Annotated in this window: 19 protein-coding genes, 1 pseudogene and 1 other annotated feature; of the genes and pseudogenes, 10 read left to right on the forward strand and 10 right to left on the reverse strand. The window is 48.6% G+C overall.

Annotated features, from left to right (window positions below):
* Positions 1–210 precede the first annotated feature (210 nt).
* Positions 211–552 carry a DUF3293 domain-containing protein gene (locus tag QUD86_RS02475; RefSeq protein WP_286297786.1) on the forward strand — a complete coding sequence of 114 codons (342 nt, stop codon included), beginning with the start codon at positions 211–213 and terminating at the stop codon, positions 550–552.
* A gap of 11 nt (positions 553–563) precedes the next feature.
* A complete protein-coding gene (locus QUD86_RS02480; protein ID WP_286297788.1) occupies positions 564–1,118 on the forward strand; it encodes a hypothetical protein in 555 nt (184 codons plus the stop codon).
* Here QUD86_RS02480 and QUD86_RS02485 read toward each other — a convergent pair.
* The 4 genes and pseudogenes from QUD86_RS02485 to QUD86_RS02500 form a co-directional block, all read right to left on the reverse strand.
* Positions 1,098–1,526, reverse strand: coding sequence for a ParB/RepB/Spo0J family partition protein (locus QUD86_RS02485; protein WP_286297789.1), 429 nt, complete (start codon positions 1,524–1,526; stop codon positions 1,098–1,100). The genes QUD86_RS02480 and QUD86_RS02485 overlap by 21 nt on opposite strands.
* Positions 1,523–2,866: a recombinase family protein gene (locus QUD86_RS02490; protein WP_286297791.1), complete on the reverse strand. Its 1,344-nt coding sequence runs from the start codon at positions 2,864–2,866 to the stop codon at positions 1,523–1,525. Before QUD86_RS02490 ends, QUD86_RS02485 begins: the two co-directional genes overlap by 4 nt.
* Positions 2,866–3,309: a DUF2924 domain-containing protein gene (locus QUD86_RS02495; RefSeq protein ID WP_286297792.1), complete on the reverse strand. Its 444-nt coding sequence runs from the start codon at positions 3,307–3,309 to the stop codon at positions 2,866–2,868. Before QUD86_RS02495 ends, QUD86_RS02490 begins: the two co-directional genes overlap by 1 nt.
* A gap of 101 nt (positions 3,310–3,410) precedes the next feature.
* Positions 3,411–3,856: pseudogene (locus QUD86_RS02500) on the reverse strand (transposase); the annotation flags it as partial.
* Positions 3,459–3,575: a sequence feature (AL1L pseudoknot), on the reverse strand. (Overlaps the previous pseudogene by 117 nt.)
* Positions 3,857–4,112: 256 nt before the next feature.
* Between QUD86_RS02500 and QUD86_RS02505 the strand changes: the two are divergent.
* Both QUD86_RS02505 and QUD86_RS02510 read left to right on the forward strand, forming a co-directional pair.
* Positions 4,113–4,550 carry a hypothetical protein gene (locus QUD86_RS02505; protein WP_286297793.1) on the forward strand — a complete coding sequence of 146 codons (438 nt, stop codon included), beginning with the start codon at positions 4,113–4,115 and terminating at the stop codon, positions 4,548–4,550.
* Between the two features lie 86 nt (positions 4,551–4,636).
* Positions 4,637–6,691, forward strand: coding sequence for an alkaline phosphatase (locus QUD86_RS02510; protein ID WP_286297794.1), 2,055 nt, complete (start codon positions 4,637–4,639; stop codon positions 6,689–6,691).
* An 87-nt stretch (positions 6,692–6,778) separates the two neighbouring features.
* Here the strand turns inward: QUD86_RS02510 and QUD86_RS02515 are convergent, their stop codons facing one another.
* On the reverse strand, positions 6,779–6,979 hold the full coding sequence (locus QUD86_RS02515; RefSeq protein WP_286297795.1) for a hypothetical protein: 201 nt from the start codon (positions 6,977–6,979) through the stop codon (positions 6,779–6,781).
* Between the two features lie 295 nt (positions 6,980–7,274).
* On the opposite strand from QUD86_RS02515, the gene recQ reads away from it, so the two are divergent.
* Together recQ and QUD86_RS02525 are read left to right on the forward strand one after the other, a co-directional pair.
* Positions 7,275–9,110: a DNA helicase RecQ gene (gene recQ, locus QUD86_RS02520; RefSeq protein ID WP_286297796.1), complete on the forward strand. Its 1,836-nt coding sequence runs from the start codon at positions 7,275–7,277 to the stop codon at positions 9,108–9,110.
* Between the two features lie 106 nt (positions 9,111–9,216).
* A complete protein-coding gene (locus tag QUD86_RS02525) occupies positions 9,217–9,363 on the forward strand; it encodes a hypothetical protein (RefSeq protein ID WP_286297798.1) in 147 nt (48 codons plus the stop codon).
* A 211-nt stretch (positions 9,364–9,574) separates the two neighbouring features.
* Here QUD86_RS02525 and QUD86_RS02530 read toward each other — a convergent pair whose 3' ends face one another.
* The gene (locus QUD86_RS02530; RefSeq protein WP_286297802.1) at positions 9,575–10,654 is read right to left on the reverse strand and encodes an ABC transporter ATP-binding protein; all 1,080 of its coding nucleotides are present in this window, start codon (positions 10,652–10,654) and stop codon (positions 9,575–9,577) included.
* A 59-nt stretch (positions 10,655–10,713) separates the two neighbouring features.
* Here QUD86_RS02530 and QUD86_RS02535 point away from each other — a divergent pair, with 59 nt between their 5' ends.
* From QUD86_RS02535 to QUD86_RS02545, 3 genes are all read left to right on the forward strand, one after another.
* Positions 10,714–12,279 carry an ABC transporter permease gene (locus QUD86_RS02535; protein ID WP_286297803.1) on the forward strand — a complete coding sequence of 522 codons (1,566 nt, stop codon included), beginning with the start codon at positions 10,714–10,716 and terminating at the stop codon, positions 12,277–12,279.
* Between the two features lie 115 nt (positions 12,280–12,394).
* Positions 12,395–13,456, forward strand: a complete 1,062-nt coding sequence (locus QUD86_RS02540) for an extracellular solute-binding protein (RefSeq protein ID WP_286297806.1) — start codon at positions 12,395–12,397, stop codon at positions 13,454–13,456.
* An 89-nt stretch (positions 13,457–13,545) separates the two neighbouring features.
* The gene (locus tag QUD86_RS02545) at positions 13,546–13,815 is read left to right on the forward strand and encodes a hypothetical protein (protein ID WP_286297808.1); all 270 of its coding nucleotides are present in this window, start codon (positions 13,546–13,548) and stop codon (positions 13,813–13,815) included.
* A gap of 25 nt (positions 13,816–13,840) precedes the next feature.
* On the opposite strand, the gene QUD86_RS02550 is transcribed toward QUD86_RS02545, so the two are convergent.
* Positions 13,841–14,731 carry a hypothetical protein gene (locus tag QUD86_RS02550; RefSeq protein WP_286297809.1) on the reverse strand — a complete coding sequence of 297 codons (891 nt, stop codon included), beginning with the start codon at positions 14,729–14,731 and terminating at the stop codon, positions 13,841–13,843.
* A 177-nt stretch (positions 14,732–14,908) separates the two neighbouring features.
* Between QUD86_RS02550 and QUD86_RS02555 the strand changes: the two genes are divergently transcribed.
* Positions 14,909–16,738, forward strand: coding sequence for an AsmA family protein (locus QUD86_RS02555; protein ID WP_286297810.1), 1,830 nt, complete (start codon positions 14,909–14,911; stop codon positions 16,736–16,738).
* 15 nt (positions 16,739–16,753) lie between these two features.
* On the opposite strand, the gene QUD86_RS02560 is transcribed toward QUD86_RS02555, so the two are convergent.
* Genes QUD86_RS02560 through QUD86_RS02570 form a run of 3 tightly spaced genes read right to left on the reverse strand, consistent with a single transcriptional unit; the run spans position 16,754 to position 17,598 of the window.
* Complete coding sequence (locus QUD86_RS02560; protein WP_286297811.1) at positions 16,754–17,101, reverse strand: phage holin family protein; 348 nt, start codon at positions 17,099–17,101, stop codon at positions 16,754–16,756.
* Between the two features lie 56 nt (positions 17,102–17,157).
* Positions 17,158–17,361 (reverse strand): SlyX family protein, encoded by a 204-nt coding sequence (locus QUD86_RS02565; protein ID WP_286297812.1) that lies wholly within the window; start codon positions 17,359–17,361, stop codon positions 17,158–17,160.
* Between the two features lie 3 nt (positions 17,362–17,364).
* Positions 17,365–17,598: a hypothetical protein gene (locus QUD86_RS02570; protein ID WP_286297813.1), complete on the reverse strand. Its 234-nt coding sequence runs from the start codon at positions 17,596–17,598 to the stop codon at positions 17,365–17,367.
* Between the last annotated feature and the right edge of the window lie 27 nt (positions 17,599–17,625).

Here is a 17,625-nt window from a genome sequence, read left to right on the forward strand (position 1 = left end):
AAGGCGTCCTTGTTCAAATAGTATGGGTTCTACTTTAGCAGATTCAGACACTCCGCTCTATCATTTTGATGCATGATGTAGTTGTTGCTGCTAGCTGTACGTTAAATGAAGGGGTGAGTTGTTTTGCAAGTTGAATCAGTAATTTCGCCGGAGACGGTCCAGGCATATCGGGAGACAGATTTCCGCGTCGAGATTGACCCGTCACTGGTCTTGCGTATAGATGTACGTAATCCAGCATTGGCGGAGCTCTACAAAGCCTTTGGGGCTGAAACTTGCGTTTTCATCACGGCTTGCAACCCCAACGGGGTGTTGCTGAGCGATGGGGAAAACCTCAAACTGCAGGAGCAATTGCTTCGTGAGCTTGGCGTACGAAGCCTTGATTACCTACCAGGTGAAGGCAAGCACCCCACAGGTAATTGGCCAGGGGAGCCGAGCTTTCTGGTTTTTGGTCTATCGCTTGAGGCCGCTAAGACTCTTGGCCGAAGGTTTCACCAAAATGCTGTCGTGTGGTGCGGATCTGATGCGATTCCACAGCTTCTCATCTTGCGGTAACTGGTCGCGCGATGAACATGGAGAACGCTGTTTATTACCTGCCCGGATACGGCGGTAGGCTTTCAACTGGCTTGGGTGCAGCATTGACATCCCGTGGCTTGGCCATCGCTGGACGCGAGACAGTTGGTGAGTTCCAGGGCATGCCGTTTAAAGATCAGGTTGACACAGTTGCGGCAGATCTCCAAGACCATTTTTGGAATGACAGCGCGCGCGTAATTGCAAATTCATTCGGCGCATATTTGTTTTTACATGCGCAGGCTCAAATGGAGCCATATTTGGGCAGAGTGTTGCTTCTCTCGCCAATCGTCGGCGAGTTTTCCAGTACCGAGACTTCCATGAATTTCATTCCGCCAAAGGCCGAGGCGCTTTCTGGGCTGATCAAGGCGGGTAAATTTAAACCGCCTACTCAGTGCGAGATACACGTCGGTGCACTGGATTGGCAGAGCAATCAGGACCAAGTGAGCGAACTTGGACGGTTGCTGGGTATCGGCGTTAATGTGGTACCCGGAGGTGGGCACATGCTCGACAAGGGGTACGTTGGGGCGCTACTGGACCGCTGGCTCTAACTCGCTTGGTTTGCGAGGCTTCAAAAAGTGCGCTTCTTGCGCACCCCACTCCATGGGAAATGGCTCCATGAGGTCCTTCATGGTTATGTGAGCCGGGTACTTACCGCTCAGGATCGCCTCAATGATGTCGGGCGACAGGTATGCCAGGCGCAGGATGCGACTCACAAACGACGCGCTGATATTTTCTGACTTGGCCAGGTCCTCGATCGAGGCATGGGTGCCATCGAACAGTTTGCGCTGCCAGCGGTGGCCACGCGCCACCAACTTGACCATGGCGTTGTCAATAAGCGCCTCGCCCCGCTCGATGGCGCGCTCACCGTTTGGCAGCATGATGACGGCCTTGCCCCCACGTTTGCGAAAAGACATGGCTATCTCGGTGCTGAAACCAGTTGGGGTGTCGTGATTCATGCCGCCTCCAGTTGTTTTTCGGGTGCGAGGGTGTCTCGTAGAAGTTTGTTTAAACCCTTGTCTTGCCACTTGATCGTGATCCCGTCCTTGCGCACCGTGATGCGCTCGACGAGGGTGTGCAGGATCTTGGCCTGCTCGGCCGGAAACAGCTCGTCCCAGATCGCATCGATCGACTGCAGGCTGGCGACAGCATTGGCCTCTTCAACCTTGGGCCGCTGGGTACCGATACCCCGCACCGCATGCGACAGCACCTCAGGCGATCGCAGGATGCCGCGCATCTTTTCAATCACGACCAGTTCTATCTCTCCAGCAGGGATGCGCTGGATGTCGCAGGCCTCCTTGCCGATCTTGATGGAGTCGGTGTTGATGTAGTAGCGGTAGGTCTTGTGCTGCTTGCGGGTCCAGCCCGGCGTGAAGGCACGGCCTTGATCAGAAAACAGCAACCCCCGCAAGATGGACGGTGCGCTGCCACGTCCAGCCAGCCTGGCCTTGTTCATCGGCGCGCCGCTTCTCAGGTGCGCCTGCACAGCGTCCCATACCTCTTGCGCAATGATCCCAGCGTGCTGACCAGGGAAGTGCTGCCCCTTGTAGGCGGCAATGCCAATGTAGACCGGACTGCCGAACAGCTTGTAGACCGAGCCCTTGGTGATCAGCTTGCCCTGCCTGGTCACGCCTTTGATCGTGGTCCAGGACTTGGTGGTCACGCCGCGAGTTCGAAGGTCCTTGACGATGGTGGCCATAGAAGGCGTGGCGGCAAAGCGGGAAAAAATCTCCTGGACCAGCGCAGATTCTTGTGGGTTGGCCACCAGCATGCGGTCAACCACGTCATACCCCAATGGCGGCATTCCGCCCATCCAGATGCCACGTTGCCTTGACGCGGCAATCTTGTCGCGCACCCGTTCGCCAGATAACTCACGCTCAAACTGGGCAAACGACAACAAGATGTTCAGGGTCAGTCGCCCCATGGAGGTGGTCGTATTGAAGGATTGGGTGACCGAGACAAAGGTCACCTTATATTGGTCAAACAATTCCACCAGTTTGGCAAAGTCGGCCAGAGATCGTGACAGCCTATCAATCTTGTAGACCACGATAGTGTTGACCAAGCCTAGGCGTACATCATCGAGCAGGCGCTTTACGGCTGGACGCTCGAGCGTGCCGCCGGAGAAGCCGCCGTCGTCATACCGCTCATTGAGCATGGCCCAGCCCTCGGACTTTTGGCTGGCGATGTAATTGGCGCAAGCATCAAACTGGGCATCAAGCGAGTTGAAGTTTTGGTCCAGACCTTCTTCGGTGGACTTGCGCGTGTAGACCGCGCACAGCACTTTTTTGGTGTCAGTCATCAAATGCTCCTTCCGCCAAGCAAACCAAAGAACGTCCAGCCGTTTCGGTTGGTTCCAGTAATGACCATAGCGATGCGCGAGATGGACTTGTAGCGCTGGCCCGCGTACTCAAAGTCGTCGATGTGGACCAAAACCTCGTGGCGCTGGCCGTCCCACTCACGGATAAGGCGTGTGCCGCTGATAGGTCTGCCGTCAACGCGGCGGCGGCGGACATCGGGCTTGCCCCCGTCTAGTTGCTCCCCAAGCTTTTCAAGTCGCTTGATGGTCTCCCGCTTGAGGCCACCAAGGGCCACCTCCTGTATGCGGTAGGCAAGGCGCGTTTCAAGGAAGCGGCGGTTAAAGGGCGGGGCCTGAGTCAAGAACATTTCTCGCCACATCTGCTTTAGGTCAGCCGTGGGGGCCGTCTTGAGGGCTGCAACGCGTGCAACAAGTGAGTCATTCATGGGTGTTGTCCTTGGTAGTTGTTACACCTGTATGAACGCTCTCTTCGGCGCGCTTAGCAAGTTGAGCTTCGCGTTTCTGGCGATCCAGCATGCGAATTGCGCCTTGGGCCAGGATTGCGCCGGTGGGCAGCGTGGCGCCAGTAGCCTGATGGGGCGATCTGCAAGGCCTTGCAGATCGACTCGACCCCGTAGGCCTGTCGGTGATGATCGACGAATCTGCTCAGGACTTCAGACGGCGGTCGAGTTCCGCCTGGGCGAAAAACGCACTGGCCAACTTCAGGATTTCGTTGGCCCGGCGCAGCTCTTTGTTCTCTCGCTCGAGCTCCTTCATGCGCTGGGCGTCGCTCGTGGACACGCCTGCTCGTGCGCCCGTATCAACCTCGTGGCGCTGCACCCAGCCCAAAAGGGTCTGCGGCACGCAGCCGATCTTCAGGGCAATGGATTCAACGGCAGCCCATAGCGACGGGTACTCGCCTCTGTGCTCCAGCACCATGCGCACAGCCCGCTCTTTGACTTCCGGGGAAAACTTGTTTGACTTCTTGTTCATGGCTCAATCTTCTCAAAGTGTTGAGCCTCCTCAAAACTCGGGGCGATTCAAGCTGACGCGGTCACAAATTTGTCACGAAGTTTCATTATATTCAATTGTTCTAATTTTTAACTGATTAGCCATGCTGTTTTATTTACTACGTCAGTATCGATTTTTCAGACATCCTTGCGCTGGTAGCTCACGGTTGAGGCTGCTGCTGTCTTTCGCAACGTGTCTATTTGCTTGCTTCAGTGTCAGCGCACAAGTTAAAGAAAATGTGCCCCCAACACTGCTTTTTTCTGACTTCTACCACCAACCCATTGCGCCTACCGGTCCCGAAATGAAGAGCACTCTGCGGCAAGCAGATGGCCGCGTGGTTCGGATAGCTGGTTACATGGTCAAACAAGAAGTACCCAGCTTGGGGCGGTTCATGTTCGCAGCCCGACCGGTTTCCATGAGCGAGCACGCCGACGGCGATGCAGATGATCTACCCGCTGCCTTGGTAACGGTTTATCTAGATCCAGAGCTGAAAGATTGGATTGCGACCCACAAATCAGGACTGATTGCTCTAACCGGTTTGCTCAATGTCGGGCGCCTTGAAGAAAGCGATGGCCGAGTTTCTTGGGTACGCATGCACCTAACACCTGAGGCAACCCGCGGAATGAATGCCATTGAACTGGCTAACCATTTTCACGCCCAGCAGCACAGACATTAGTAATTCGTCGCAAACGGTCGCCACACTTTTTCCTGCCCTTTGGCTTTTAGCTCACCCCAGTTCTTCACCTTCAAATTTGTTTGCATATGAAAAAATTAAATACCAAGTTTTGTCAGCTCGTGCCCGTCGCCCTCAGCCTGTTTGTTGCCAGTACTTCTCAAGCTGCGCCGGCCGTCACTCGCCTGACGCCGCCCAGTGAGCTGTTCAGCTCGGGTAAAGCAGCTCCGGTAATTGCGCGATTCTTGCCGGGGCAACGCTTTGACCTGCAAGCAACCATTCGTCCCGACGCTGCTGACAAGACCATCAGCAACGCTAAATTCGCTATCAACGGCAAAACTGTTGATGTGAATGTGGCGCTGAAAGTCTGTGCCGACAGCTGCAAAAAAGACATCCCCGCAAATGCAACGTTGGCCACCAGTCGCGCCGTCAGCGTAGATAAACCTGGAATGTACACCTTGACGGTCACGGCCACCCAAAGCGATGGGCAAACGGTGACTGCGACAGGCAACTTTGAAGTGGTGCCCTTGCTAAGCGGCTTGAGCGTCGGTCAAAAAGTGAAAAATATCATCATCATGTTTGGTGACGGTATGGGTGCAGCACAGCGTACCGGTGCCAGAATTGTTGCTGGTGGTTATGCCCAAGGCAAAGTCATCACCCCGTTGGCAATGGATACCTTCCCGGTGACGGGCATCGTTAAAACCGCGTCCCTTAACTCCATCGTGACGGACTCCGCCCCCGGCATGTCCGCCTACGTTTCAGGTAACAAAAATAACAACAACGAGGAAGGTGTGTTTCCCGACGATACGCTGGACTTTTTTGACAATCCGCGTATTGAATACTTAAGTGAGTATTTGCACCGGCTACAGGGTAAAGCGCTGGGAATTGTCACCACCGCTGACGTGTTTGATGCCACCCCAGCAGCCAATGCGATACACACCAGCAACCGCGGCGCGGGCACCGGTATCGTGGACCAGTATTTTGATGATCGCAAATTAACCGGCTTGTCGGTGCTCATGGGTGGTGGGCGCAAGTGGTTTCTGCCCAGTACCACGCCTGGTTCTGCTCGAGGCGATCGGACCGACTATGCTTTTTCCGCATCAGACGCTCATACAGCTGACATCGTTAGGCGTTGGGGCACAGCACCTGGTGCTTTAGACAAGCAGCGTGATTTACTGGCCGAGTTTCAGTCAGCAGGCTTTGTTTATGCGCCCGACAAAAGCGGCTTAGATACCGTTGATGTGAAAAAAGTCGATAAGTTGTTGGGTTTGTTTTCACACTCCAACATGAACGTGGCGTTGGACAAAATGAACGGTAGGCGCAGCAAAGCCAGCAGCCTTGGAAACTCAGGTAAAAACACTGTTGTTAATGATTACGGCTTTCCCGATCAACCGATGCTCGACGAAATGACAGCCAAGGCTTTGGCTGTTCTTGGCAAGAAAAAAGAAGGTTTTGTACTGATGGTCGAGGGAGCTTCCATCGACAAGCAGCTGCATGCCATGGACACTGAACGTTGGTTGTTAGACACCATTGAATTCGACCGAGCCATCAAGCTGGCGCAAGAATTCGCTGCCAAGCGCGGCGACACTTTGGTGATCGTTACGGCAGATCACGAAGCTGGCGGCGCGGCATTGATTGGCGGGTCCAAGGTCAGCGATGCGCGTTTACAAGAGTTGGTTCGTGAAGGCGGGGGCAACGCATTGCGCGATAAAGTAGTGGGGTTGTATGAAGAAGCTGGCTTTCCCAAATACCGACTCGCCAACGACGGCTACCCGGAGACCACGGACATTGACAACCGCATGCTGGTGGGATATGGAGCCAATTCCGACCGTTCGGAAGACTATCTGACCAACCCCTTGCCCCTGCAAGACAGTCAGCAGCCGTTCGTTAAAGAGCAACCTTTGGCCGCTTACCCTGCGAATCCTACAAAACGCGATCTTGAAGGCAAATACTCAGTAACCGGCCAAGTTCCTGGCAGCAGCGCAGCTCACACCGCTGACGACGTACCGCTATCGGCTTTTGGCCCAGGTGCTTATGCTTTCACTGGCACGATTGACAACACCGACGTGTTCTTCAAACTTGCACAAGCGGCTTTAAAAGGGGTTTTAGTCCCCAAAGAATTCATGCCCAAGCCCAAGCGTTGAATCTTTCATCAGTGATGAGGCGGGCTCGCCGCCTTGTATGTATCGGTGCACCGATGGCTAATGCGCCAAAATACGTCTCGGTGAGGTTTATGGAGGCGGCCGGGTGTTGCCAAGGCTTGTGCTGAGAGGATCAGCAGAGGCTTCTTTGATTTTCTGAGCCGCTGCTCGCTCCTCCCTTTTCTGACGATCCAGATAGCGGATTGCACCTTGGGCGAGGATTGCTCCAATGATGGCCATGGGACTTTTTTCAGGGGGTGTGAATTGGGTTTCTGGAAGCTTGGATTTCATGCCGGTACCTTCTTCAGTTTTAAAGAGGGCCCATGGTTGCTTCCATGCCGACGAGCTATCAAGTCAATCAGTCTTTCTGGAAAACGGCGGGATTGTATAGCTGGCTCAAAGGCTAGGATGGATCAACCAACCAAAAGCTTATCTCGACGGACACTGGCTGGATTTAGGCTGTTTTTGATGAAGTAGTTTATGCTCCGCCAGCATCGCCCTGCAAGCCCCTATCTACGGGGTTCTTTCTTTTTTAGGGCTCTGTACCCACCGCTGTACCCACCATTAGGAGCTTTGCAAGTTACACATGAATCAAATCCATCAAGTTCTTCGTCATGTTTTTGGTTTTGATCAGTTTCGCGGCACCCAAGAGTCTATCGTCCAACATGTAGTTGATGGCGGTGATGCGCTAGTGCTGATGCCAACCGGTGCCGGTAAATCTTTGTGTTATCAAATTCCTTCGATTACCCGTGCTGGGGTTGGGGTGATTGTTTCCCCTTTAATTGCACTTATGCAAAATCAGGTTGATGCGCTGACCCAGTTAGGGGTAAAGGCTGCGTTCTTAAACTCCAGTCTTGATGCACAAGAATCCCAATTAGTAACTAGTCGATTGTTGGCTGGGGACTTAGATTTAATCTATGTCGCGCCTGAGCGCCTGCTTAGTAATAGCTTTTTATTTACCCTGGATAAGTTAAATGCTAGCTCTGGCATTGCATTGTTTGCTATTGATGAGGCGCATTGTGTCTCGCAGTGGGGTCACGATTTTCGTCCAGAGTATCGGCAATTAACAATCCTGCATGAACGCTTTCCAAATGTACCGAGGATTGCGTTAACAGCGACCGCAGATGCGCCTACTCGAGCAGAAATCGTAGAGCGTTTATCCCTGGAGTCTGCCAAACAATTTGTTTCTAGTTTTGATAGGCCAAATATTCGGTATCGGGTGCTACAAAAAAATAGCGCTAAACAACAGTTAGAGCAGTTTTTAGAAGCGGAGCACTCAGACGATTGCGGCATTATTTATTGCTTATCTCGCCGCAGTGTGGAGGATACCGCGCAGTGGTTTGTAGATCGTGGTTGGGATGCGATGCCCTATCACGCCGGCTTAAGTATCGAAATCCGCAATGCCAATCAAAAGCGTTTTTTGCGTGAAGAAGGTGTCATCATGGTTGCCACGGTAGCGTTCGGCATGGGGATTGATAAACCCAACGTTCGTTTTGTGGCCCACCTCGATTTGCCTAAAAGCATGGAGGGCTACTATCAAGAAACCGGTCGGGCTGGTCGCGATGGCTTACCTGCAAATGCTTGGATGGCCTATGGTTTAGGGGATGTTGTGAATCTGCGGCAGATGGTGGACTCTGGTGAGGCTTCTGAAGATCGCAAAAGAGTAGAGCGTCAAAAGCTCAATGCTCTCTTGGGTTATTGCGAATCCATTACTTGCCGACATCAAGGTATCTTGCGATATTTTGGTGAAGCACATCCTGGGAAATGCAATCACTGTGATAACTGTTTGGAGCCCGTTGCAACGTGGAATGCAACGCAAGAGGTGCAAAAAGCGCTATCTTGCGTTTATCGAACAGGGCAGCAGTTTGGTGTAACCCATTTAATTGATGTTTTGCTTGGCAAGTCTACGCCGCGCATTCAGCAATATTTTCATCAAAGTGTCAGTACGTTTGGCATTGGCCAAGAACTCAATCAAGCACAGTGGAGTAGCATCTACCGTCAATTGGTGGCGGGAGGTTATCTAGATGCCGATATTGCTTCTTATGGCGGTTTAAAGCTGGTTAGCGCGATGGCTCTACCTATATTGCGTGGCGAGCAAGAGATTTGGTTGCGTAAAGATCCTGCCAGTGTAAAGACTAAGGCTGCTAAGGTGGGAGGCGTCAAAGCAGCGGTTTACTCATTTACGAATGCTGCCGAAGAAACGCTGTGGTTGGCCCTAAAAGCAAAAAGAACAGACTTGGCCCGAGAGCAAGGCGTTCCCCCTTATGTCATTTTTCATGACAGCACCTTGCAGGAGATTATGAAAATCGCCCCAAGAAATTTGCAAGAATTTAGTCACATTAGCGGGGTAGGTCGGGCTAAATTAGAGCGCTATGGCACTCAATTTATTGATGTGGTCGAAGAGATTCTCTCGGGGGATTGATTATTGGGTCGATTAACTACAGTCAATCATGGTGATCGCGATATTTTGTGCAAAGCAGCATAAAAAAAGGTAAAATTTAGGGGTTAACCCTTAAAAGGAGGAAAACATGAACCAACTAAAAAATATATTTACCAATGTATTTTCTGTGTGGAATGAACGCAATAGCTTGGAAGCCTTTATTGCTAATCATTATCCCCAGTCACATGCAGAGGTAGAGCGTTTAACTAGCCAGTACTTTGGCTCTACTCAGTAAAGGAATGTGAAAATGAAAATTAGAAGCCAATATTTAAACCGTTTACTCGCTGCTTGGATTGAGGCTAGAACAGCCTATATCAAGTGCTACCTCGATCATCATCGAATCGGCAGCTAATAAGAGCCTGATATAACTGGTCAAATAAAAACCACCTTCGGGTGGTTTTTATTTGACCTTAAACACGATCATGTTAGAAACATCAACAGACTGCTCAGTCACTAAAAGTCACTACGTGGTCTGCGACTAAGTGAATACCAATTTTTTCACCAATGGCATGGTCATGATGGCTGGGAACAAAAGCAAAAATCTCTACTCCTGAGTGTAGCTTGAGGGTGTATAAAAAATCAGCACCCCGAAAGGTTTTTCTAACAACTTCTGCTTGCATTGGGCTGTGGTCATCGTGGACGATATCATCGGCGCGCAATAAGACATCTATCTCCTGGCCTACTTTATAGACCTGATCTTCTTCTAGCGCCAACTCACCAAGTTCAATGTGCACTTTTCTCTCCTGCTGAACAATGCCTTTTACAAAGACGCCGCGACCAATAAAGTCTGCAATGTAGCGATTTACCGGTTTGTGATAAAGCTCATAAGGAGCATCCCATTGCAAAACTTTGCCATCGGCCATGACCCCCACTTTATCTGCGATAGCAAATGCCTCGAATTGATCATGAGTCACTAAAAGGGCGGTGATTGCATTGCTTTTGAGAATTTCACGCATTTCTGTAGCGAGACGTTCTCTTAGGTCGACATCCAAACTGGAGAAGGGTTCATCCAGTAGGATCAAATCGGGCTCAGGAGCCATCGCTCTCGCGAGTGCTACACGCTGCTGTTGGCCGCCACTAAGTTCGTGTGGATAGGCTTTTTCTTTATTTAATAGCAATACTCGCTTAAGCCACTCTTTGGCTACAGAAGCCCTTTTTTCATTAGGGAGATGGTGTAAGCCAAAAATAATATTTTCCAAGACGGTGAGGTGCGGAAAAAGCGCAAAGTCCTGAAAGACCATACCAATTCGTCTTTGGTTGGGTGCCAGGTGGATAGATGGGGAACTGACAACCGTATTGCGTAAGAGAATATTCCCGGCTTTGGCGGGCTCAAAACCACAGATCGCTCTGAGCACTGTAGACTTGCCGCACCCAGAGGAGCCTAGAAGGCAGCCAATTTCACCTTGACGGAGTTCTAAATCAAGACCATTTACGGCGCTGACGTGGCCACGTCCTTCTCGACTGCGGTAGTCAATTTCTAACCCCTGAATGGATAGGAGTGCTTCAGTAGAATTGGTGTCGATCATTTTCTCATTGGCGCTAATGGTTTAATACAGAGCTAGAGTCTAAACGGATTATGGATTTAATGAACCGAATTGCTGCACTGCTTGCCTTGTTGCTGTTTTTGCCCCTGTTTGGCTTGGCAATGCCATTTCTATTTCCGGGTGTTGAAGGTTCCGCCTTGTTGGCAATAGATACGATCAGTCATTTAGGGAATTTTGTGCTCGGAGGGTATGTCATCTCCACTCTGATTCTGATCATTGGGGTAGGCTTAGGCGTCTTTATCTTGGGCGTTGGAAATGCTTGGATCATTGCAAGTTATGAGTTTCCAGGAAAGAAGATCTTTGAGTGGGCGCTTATTTTGCCGCTGGCTGTTCCTACCTATGTCACGGCCTATCTCTTTGTGGACCTCCTGCAGTTTTCTGGTCCTATACAAAGTACTCTGCGCACAATGCTTGGAGCTGAGTCACTTTGGTTTTTTCCCGATCCCCGTTCTTTAGGTGGAGCTATTTGGGCTTTTTCATTTTGCTTATTCCCCTATGTTTATCTCATCACCCGTACTGCCTTTTTGGAGCGTAGTGGGCGACTTATAGAAGTTTCTGAAACGCTGGGATATAGCCATCTTCAGGCATTGACTAAGCTGGTATTACCAATGGCAAGGCCGGCAATTTTTGCAGGCATGGCTTTGGCCTTGATGGAGGTGTTGGCAGACTTTGGCGCCGTCTCTTATTTTGGTGTGCAAACTTTTGCCACCGGCATCTTCAAGGCTTGGCTCTCGTTTGGTGATCGCTTAGCTGCAATTCAGCTTGCCTTAGGCCTGTTGAGTTTTGTTTTACTGATCTTTTTCTTTGAGCAGCATAGTCGCTCTCAGTTGCGCTATGCCTCTTCATCCGAAAGTAGGTTGACTCCTAAAATATTAAGTGGAGGCAGTCGTTTCTTTGCCTTTACATTTTGTGGCCTAACTCTCCTTTTCGGTTTCTTAATGCCAGCTGCTGCGCTGCTTCAGTTACTCTATAAGCAGGGGCTCAGTATCGATATACGGTATTTCAGTTGGTTAGGAAATTCCTTATTTGCAGCTGCTGGAACAGCCTTACTTTCAGTGGTGTTGGCACTATTTTTTGCCTATGCAGTGAGGCTTAGCCCTCGCTTAGCCTGGGTAAATCGTTTGCTTGGATTTGGTTACGCATTACCGGGCGCAGTCCTGGCAATTGGCGTGCTTTCTTTTCTTGAGACCTTTCAATTGGCTTGGTGGATTTCTAGCAGCATATTGGTATTGGTATATGCCTATGTTGTGCGCTTCCTTTCTTCAAGTTTGCAAAGCGTAGAGACGGGGCTCTCTCGCATCACACCATCGATGGATGGTTCTGCCGCGCTGTTAGGGCTGTCTAAGATTCAAATACTGAGAAAAGTGCATGTACCCTTACTCAAACGCAGCCTAATTACTGCCGGTCTATTTGTATTTGTAGATGTAATGAAGGAGTTGCCCGCAACCTTGCTTTTGCGCCCCTTTAACTTTGATACTTTAGCTGTAGCTACCTATCAGTTGGCGGCTGATGAGCGGCTTGCAGAATTAGCTTTGCCATCCTTAACGATTGTTTTGGTTGGACTTTTCCCCGTTTTATTGCTATCGAGAGTGATATCCAAATCCTGAGGTGACTGTCCATATCCTAGTCCGTAATTTACCCCTGCCTTTCTTAATTGATAATCATTCGTATTTATGCTACATTTGTATACATCCTATTCTGATTACAAATACGGCAACATAAATGCAAATCGTCTTTAAAAACTTGAGTCTCTGCCTGCTTCTTACTATTGCCGGCCTAGCGACAAACGCTGCTGCCCAGCCTCATAAAGACTCTGATAAAGAACTTAATCTTTACTCGGCACGACACTATCAAACCGATGAAGCCTTGTATGGTGACTTCACCAAAAAGACCGGCATCAAAATCAACCGGATTGAAGCTGATGACAATGCGTTAGCAGAAAGATTAAAAAGCGAAGGCGCTAATAGTCCGGCTGATGTCATTTTGATGGTGGATGCTGCAAGACTATGGCGCGCACAAATTGATGGGTTTTTTAAGCCAATTCATTCGAAATATTTAGAAAGCCGTATTCCTGCTAATTTGCGCGCTAAGCCTGATCCAGAGGGAACAACTTGGTTCGGATTTTCAACTCGAGCCCGTTTAGTGGTGTACAACAAGGCGAAAGTAAATCCTCAAGATGTGGATACCTATGAAAAGCTTGCGGAGCCTATTAATAAAGGTAAGGTATGTACGCGCTCTGGTGCTCACCCTTATATGCTTTCCCTCATTGGTGCCATGATTGAGCGTCGTGGTGAGGCGGCTACGGAAGAGTGGGCCAAAGGAATGGTTGCCAATATGGCGCGTCCCCCAAGAGGTGGTGATACCGATCAAATTAAGGCAGTGGCATCAGGGGAGTGTGGTGTGGCGCTAACGAATTCTTACTACTTAGTCAGGTTACTACGATCTACTAAGCCTGAAGACCAAGCCCTTGTCTCTAAGATTGGGTTTGTTTGGCCCAATCAGCAAACAACGGGCGCCCATATCAATATTGCGGGTGGTGGTGTGGCCAAAAATGCCCCGCATGCCTTGGCCGCCACTCAGTTCTTAGAGTATCTGGCCAGTGACTCTGCGCAAGAATATTTCGCTAACGGCAATAATGAATGGCCGGCAGTGAAGTCAGTCAAGATTGATAATGAGGGCCTCAAAATGTTGGGGACATTTAAGGCGGAAAATATTTCTGTAGCCTCTATTGGCAAAAATCAAATTGCGGCCCAAAGATTGCTCGATCGTGTGGCTTATAAATAGGGTTGGTCAGAATTGGCTAGAATAGTCAGAATAGTCAGAATAGCTAAAATAGGTATTGCAATTCTGCTGCCATTCATAAGGCGTTAAATATGTGTATTTTCAGAAAACTAGGGATTCTGATTGTCGGGGTCATCTTGGTAGCCTGCTCAACTCCGCAAAGTGAATTTGGAGTCTATCGCCAGTCTGACGGAACGATTGGGGTGCATGCTCCTAAATCTGCAAAGGATACCGAGGCACAGGCAGCTGCGGTCGAGGAGTGCAAAAAACTAGGAAAGCGTAGCGCCACTATCGTGGAAACACGAAAAACAGTGAACGATCGCTTTCCTATGACTTACATTTATATCTGTAATGCCTACTAATCTATTTCAAAAGAGCGGCTGACTACTAGCTGAGCAACCACTTCTTGATGGATTTATTGACACACATTGCATCCAAAGCTAAACCAAAGAATTCTGAACCATTGGTGATCATGCTTTCAATTGCCTCAACCTTACCTAATTTCACGCCACGTAAATAGCTAGCGGCACGGTAGCGTAAAAAATGTTCATTCTTGCCATCTTCATTATCGGTTGAGCAGATTTCTAGATTGCCATAACGGGTCTCTGGATTGATGTTGAGGATCGAAAGACCTAGTGCGCCAATGAGGTTTTCAGGAACAGGGATAGGGATGTATGAGTAAAGAGAAATTAATTGCTCATCCTCGTCTACTTCAATGATGTGATCAACATCAAATACATCTTTTTCAGTTAGCTCGGTTTCACCAGAGTCACCACCGCCAAAAGTAGATTCAAACTGAAGCATTGCAGTATTGCTATCTTTTGAGATTTCAATCATATCGGGATAACCTAGCAATCCTTTCCACCAATACATCAGTGAAAATGTACACGGCTTGACTTCTACCAAACCTTTTTTGGTTGACTTAGCAAAATACAAACCATAAAACTCGTCATCTTCCTCAAGTCCATATTGATCAACCTTGAGCTGTTTAGGCTTGGTATTTTTAGCTGATTTTTTTGCTACCTTTTTAGCTGCGGGCTTCTTAGCTGCGGGCTTTTTTGCCGCAACTTTTTTAATGGCTTTTTTAGCCACTGGTTTTTTAGCGGCTGCTTTCTTGGCAACTACTTTCTTAGCTACTGGTTTTTTCACTACCTTTTTGACGGCCTTTTTAGCAGGCGATTTTTTCGCTACTACTTTTTTAACGGCTTTCTTTGCAGGGGCTTTTTTTACCACCTTAGTAGCTACTTTCTTTTTTGCTGGTGACTTCTTTGTAGCCATGGTCTATTACCCTTCTTTTGGTAGTTAATGTGTACAGTACACCATCAGATATTACTTCAATTGCCGACTGTTTTTGCTGATTTTTAAATGGGTATATTTCTGATGGTTTTAAAGGGGAGGTGCTGAAACGGGGCATTACTTACTTCACTATTTCTCTAGGGGCTAGAATGAAGTGATATGCGTATTAGAGTCAACATCATCTTCAGCGTTCTTGCCCTTTTAGTCGCGCTAGTAGGCATGGGGATCTGGTATGCCTCATCGTTGGTCAATCCAACCAAGCTAGCGGCTTTACTGACATCCTCAGTCAAAACGGCAACTGGCCGAGACCTTCGAATCGCGGGACCCGTCAAATTGCAATTTTTTCCTGGGATTGCTGTTTCCGCAGAACAGTTGACCTTAAGTAATGCCTCTTGGGGATCTCAGAGAGATTTTCTAACTTTGGATCAGATTTCACTCAATATCAAATTACTGCCTTTGCTGAGTAAACGTGTTGACATCGACAGTATTGAACTCAAGGGCTTAGACCTCTTTTTGCAGAAAAATCGATCAGGTCAGGCTAATTGGGTAATGGGTAGTCAAGGCCCTTTAGCCACTAATTTAGCAAGTAATAAGCAAGATGAGGCGCCCGCTAGTCAAAATAGTCTGATGAATGTAGGTAATGTCATGATTGCCAATGCGAACGTGCATTACCTAGATCCAACGGGCTTAAGTTCGATATATCAAGTCCAGCGCTTATCGCTGACTAAAAGCGGGGCTAAGACCTTGGTCGCGATTGATATAAAGTACAAAGCGCTAGCACTGGAGATACGAGGTAAAACAGATTCAGTTTTAGAATTAATGCAGCATTGGAATGTATCGCCAGCGCAGTTTGCCCTAGATCTTAATGTAGGGATTAACGGTAAATCGATTCTCATCCAGGGCAATGTAGCTAAAAATCCAAAGACATTACCTTTGATCGATTTGGCAATCAATTCTGCAGCAGTGGATTGGCCATCAAGTGATGCAATAGGAAACCCCCCCGTTCAGCAGTCCACCAGATTGAGTGGCCAGAACTTAAAGACAGCCTCAGCGGAGTCAGTTCAGCATTCTCCATCCACCTATTTTTTTAGTGATGCCAACTTGCCATTAGACCTCTTGCCTGAAGCTCGGGGAAAGATTTCAATCGGCATTATTAAATTGGGCTTACCGGGCCGTCAACCCATTGAGAATCTCAATGCCACCATTGAGATGGATGGATCGCAGATTGCGGTTCCGCAGCTTACTTTTGGGGTGGGGCAGGGCCAGGCTAATCTTGCACTTCACCTTACCAGGCTTGATGCAGCCTCGCCTGTGGTGACTGCTAAAGGAGTGACAGCTAACTTTACTCTTGAAAGTTTGATGGCTAGGCTAGATCCGAACTCCAAGGTGGGTGGCGGTAAGATGAAGCTGGCGTTTAATTTACAGTCTGCCGGAATGAGTGCGCATCAAATGGCATCAAATGCTAGCGGAAAAATTCAAATCCGCATTGACCAAGCAAAAACAGATTCCCTTTTTCTTAATAGCGGGGGCGATTTTGTCGTCACGCTTTTAGATGCTATTAATCCTTTGCGCAAAAAATCAAATCAAAATACGATAGAGTGTGCCGTGGCCTATTTACCCATTTCTCAGGGGCAGCTTAATATTGCCAATACTGTTGGGATGGAAACTGATCGTTTAAATGTTCTCTTGGGCGGCACAATTAATCTCAAGACTGAAGCAGTCAATCTGATGGTTGAGCCTTACGAAAAATCAGGACTCACTACGGGGATTGATTTAGGGGGATTGGTTAAGATAGGGGGTACCTTACAGAACCCCAAACCGATGATTAATCAGGCTGGCGTTATCAGCAGCGCCATTTCAGTTGGGCTTGGATTTTTGACCGGTGGCGCTAGCATTCTGGCGGAAAACGCCTTATCCCTTGGAAAAAAAGGTAGCCCCTGCAAAGATGTACTTCGCCCCTGGGCAGATATTTACCCTGGGGCTGAGTGATTTTTTAGGGGGATCTTAAATTACTAGTCCGCTGATAAAAAGGCTAAACAAAGAAATAAAGATACTGGCAAAGAGTGCGGTCCAGAAGCTGGAAATCGTAAAGCCACTAACAACTGCCGACACCAGCATTAATACTAGAGCGTTGACTACCAGCAAGAAGAGGCCCATGGTGAGTACCGTGAGGGGGAGTGTCAACAGAATTAGCAGTGGTTTTACTACTGCGTTAGCAAATCCTAGTAATAAAGCGGCAATCAACAGGGATCCGCCATCTGCAAAGCGTAAGCCACTAAATATATAGCTTGCCACCCAAAGCGATAGTGAGGTTAAGCCCCATTGGAGTAAAAAAGGCGTTAAGTTAACCATCGTGTTTTTCCTTTTGTGTGATCTATATTCAATTTATTGTTGATATTAGCAGGAGCTTAATAGTGCGGAGGAATATCATCCATCAGTGAGCCTCCACCAGCCCCATCTCCAGCGCTCGATTGCTCTTTGATCGACTTTAACTCTCGATATAGAAACTCAATTTGCTGCTGTTGTTTGTATACCATTTGATTGAGCTTTTCGATTAAGTCTTCGGTAAAACTCAATTTAATTTCTAAATTAGTGATTCGTTCTTCGGGCATGACTTACTCCTTTTCTGCTGCTGGGATTAGTTCAAAGCGACCATCTTCCATTTCAGCTTGAGGTCTGATCCAAAAATCATGTGATTGCATTGACTCATAAACGTATGCAGGCTCTAAGCTCGCCTCTACGTTTGCTAATAAAAGTACCTTATAAAATCCACCTGTTTTTCGGTGCTTTAGTTTGCTTCCGGGTTTAAAGAGGCCGCTATCAGCATCAGCCATTTTGGGTTTATTCATGCTCAATATAGGCTTTCTTAATATAGT

Origin of the sequence: Polynucleobacter sp. TUM22923 (assembly GCF_030295705.1) — a bacterium.
GTDB lineage: Bacteria > Pseudomonadota > Gammaproteobacteria > Burkholderiales > Burkholderiaceae > Polynucleobacter.